The sequence below is a fragment of the Massilia sp. 05N420 genome, assembly GCF_056397205.1.
On record NZ_JBFTMX010000233.1, the window covers coordinates 1 to 395 of the forward strand.

A 395-nucleotide genomic window follows, 5' to 3' on the forward strand; every position below is an offset into this window, starting at 1 on the left:
CGGCGTTGCGGAGCCGCTCGCCAGCGCTCCGGCGGATCGCCGGCGCGATCAGGCTGAAAGCCAGGGCCGTGTCGCCGCATCTGCCGGATTTCTACCGCAAGCTCGCCCGCCGTGCCGATCATTTCCGTGATGCGCCACTGGCGCCGCATAAACGGCAGATCATCCAATCCTAACGGCCGCGGCTCCAGTTGCCGCGATCCCTTCCGTCCCGGTTGCCGCCCCTGTCACCGCGATCGCCATCGTGGTCGCGGGTACCGTGTCCGCGGCCATGGTCGTGATCATCGCCGCCGTGATCGTGACCACCCGGGCTATCCGGTCGATCCGGTCTGTCAGGCCTGTCTGGCCGATCCGGTCTGTCGGGTCTGTCCGGCCCGTGCGGTTTGTCAGGCTTGTCC

At 68.1% G+C, this 395-nt stretch carries 1 protein-coding gene; it reads right to left on the minus strand.

Translation table 11 applies throughout. From position 1 onward, the window contains the following. Positions 1-159 precede the first annotated feature (159 nt). Positions 160-395, minus strand: a 236-nt coding sequence (locus AC1DIX_RS28110) for a hypothetical protein (protein ID WP_477328661.1), incomplete at its 5' end; no start/stop codon positions are given.